The sequence below is a fragment of the Chryseobacterium sp. YIM B08800 genome (assembly GCF_026163565.1).
GTDB lineage: Bacteria > Bacteroidota > Bacteroidia > Flavobacteriales > Weeksellaceae > Chryseobacterium.
This window is the reverse complement of sequence record NZ_JAPDKN010000106.1, coordinates 1-2,270: the sequence shown is the minus strand read 5'-3', so window position 1 is coordinate 2,270 and position 2,270 is coordinate 1. Positions and strand designations below refer to the sequence as shown.

Here is a 2,270-nt window from a genome sequence, read left to right as displayed (position 1 = left end):
GGTTCAAGGAAAACTTGAAGCTAAAGAAATAAAAGTAACTCTTACTCCAACTGCTGACTTTGTATTCGCAGAAGATTATGACCTTCCAAAATTAGAAGATATTGAAAAACACATTAAAGAGAAAAAACATCTTCCTGAAATTGCTTCTGCTAAACAAATGGAAAAAGAAGGAGTAAATGTGGGTGAATTTCAAATTAAACTTTTGCAGAAAATTGAAGAATTAACTCTCTATACAATTGAGCAAAATAAGTTGATTAAAGAACAGCAGAAGAGAATTGAAGCTTTAGAAAAACAAAAAAGATAACAATATGAAAATTAGATATTATTTATTCCTCATCATGCTAAGCTTTGGAAGCAACCTTCTTTTTGCACAGCATGAAAATGACAACTGGTTATTTGGCAATAACAAATGGAAGTTTGATAACTCATCACCAAATGGATTTACACATACAACAAACTTATCTTCTAACGCTGGGATTCAAGGTTCTATAATAAGATATGTGAGTTCTGTTATTAGTGATAAAAACACTGGTGAATTACTTTTTTATAGTGATGGATATAAAATTTACAATAAAAATGGTGTGGTTATGACAAATGGAAATAATTTATTTGGTACATCCCTTGTTTATCCATACGATTATTATGGCAATCCCTCAGATCAATCTTCGATTATAGTTCCAGTTCCAAACTCTGCATCATTATATTATGTGTTTTATATTAATGGTGACAGAGATATGAGAGATCAAGACTTTTTTTCAACACCCAATCCTACAACTAATTATGGACTGAGGTACGCTATTGTTGATATGACATTAGACGGAGGATTAGGAGCAGTAACTTCAAAAAACAATATTCTATTTAGCAACTCGACTACCAATGCCTTAACATCAACAGTGGCAAGCGATGGGAATTCTTACTGGATTGTAACTGCTAATAATGGTAATTTTTTATCTTATAAATTAGATTCTAACGGTTTGAACACAACACCTATCAGCAGTATCGCTAATAAATACGGTAACTTCTTTAAAATTTCTCCAGATGGAAAAAAATTATTAACGAGAGTAAATGCAATATCTATAGGTGGGGTATTTTTATCAAACTTTAACAATGCTACAGGAATCGTAAGTAATCAAATAAATATAGCTCCTAATTATTATTATTTTGATTCTAATAATATACCTAATAGTGCAGAGTTTTCTTCTGATAGCAATATAATATATTTTACAGCCGGAGAAAGTTTCCTTTGTTGCGGCGTACAAAAGTCAGGAATAATTATGTATAACATTTCTACAGCAGCATTAATTGGCTATAATAATTCTACACAAAGCTATACTTATCCTTTAGAATCTGGGAGTCGCACAGCAAGTATGCAAAGATCATTTGATGGAAAGATTTATTTAATACAAAACACCAAAGCTATTGACACTAACGGATATGGATATAGAATAGTAAGTTTTGGTTATACTCCCAATAATACCGGATCTTCTATCTCATACAATTGGAGTGTTATCAATAATCCAAACATATGGAATCCATCTATCAATCCGCTAAGTTATATAACACCTCAACAAGGAACAAAAAATGGTTTTTCATTTCCTCAACTAATACCTAGTTTAAATTCTTGCCCCGATAATCAAAATATAGATTATCCAGTAATAACTTCTCAAAATTTCCAAGCAGGTCAATCAATTACTGCTTCATCTACAATTAATGATGGTTTAACGGTTAATTATAAAGCAGGGAATAACGTAACTTTACTTCCCGGGTTTTATGTTAGAGCAACAGAAAATAGTTTATTTCATGCTTACATAGGGCGATGCGATGGGATTATCACAAACTTTGCTAGAAATAGTAATACATCTATAAATAATATTTTTAAAGAAACTAAAGTTCAGACTTCTGATCTTAAAATCTCACCCAATCCAGCTTCCACATTTATCAATATAGATTCAGGAAATGAAAAAATAAATTCTTGGGAATTGCTTGACATTTCAGGAAGAAGTATTCTAAAAGGAAGCTCTAATAAGGTAAATGTTCAGGGGTTACCTAAAACAACTTACTTATTAAATATTAATATCAGCAACAAAACAATTACTAAAAAGGTCATCGTAAAGTAAAAACATCAAAGGCTCAACAATATTTGAGCCTTTTAATTCTAAAAAATATTATTTATAAAATTAAACTTTTGCAAAAATTGAAAAAATTAGTTTTATAGAATAAAAAATTAAAATTAATAAAAAATAAAATTTAATACTATGAAAAAAATCTTA

General features: G+C 29.7%; 1 protein-coding gene and 1 pseudogene. Both read left to right on the top strand.

Features of this window, described 5'->3' with window-relative positions:
- Window positions 1-304: pseudogene (locus OEW74_RS19485) on the top strand (hypothetical protein); the annotation flags it as partial.
- A 4-nt stretch (window positions 305-308) separates the two neighbouring features.
- A complete protein-coding gene (locus OEW74_RS19480) occupies window positions 309-2,117 on the top strand; it encodes a T9SS type A sorting domain-containing protein (RefSeq protein WP_265430065.1) in 1,809 nt (602 codons plus the stop codon).
- The last annotated feature ends 153 nt before the right edge of the window (window positions 2,118-2,270 follow it).

Bases quoted from the DNA above. Each gene is read 5' to 3' on its own strand.
- OEW74_RS19480 (WP_265430065.1), top strand. From the start codon at position 309: ATGAAAATTAGATATTATTTATTCCTCATCATGCTAAGCTTTGGAAGC.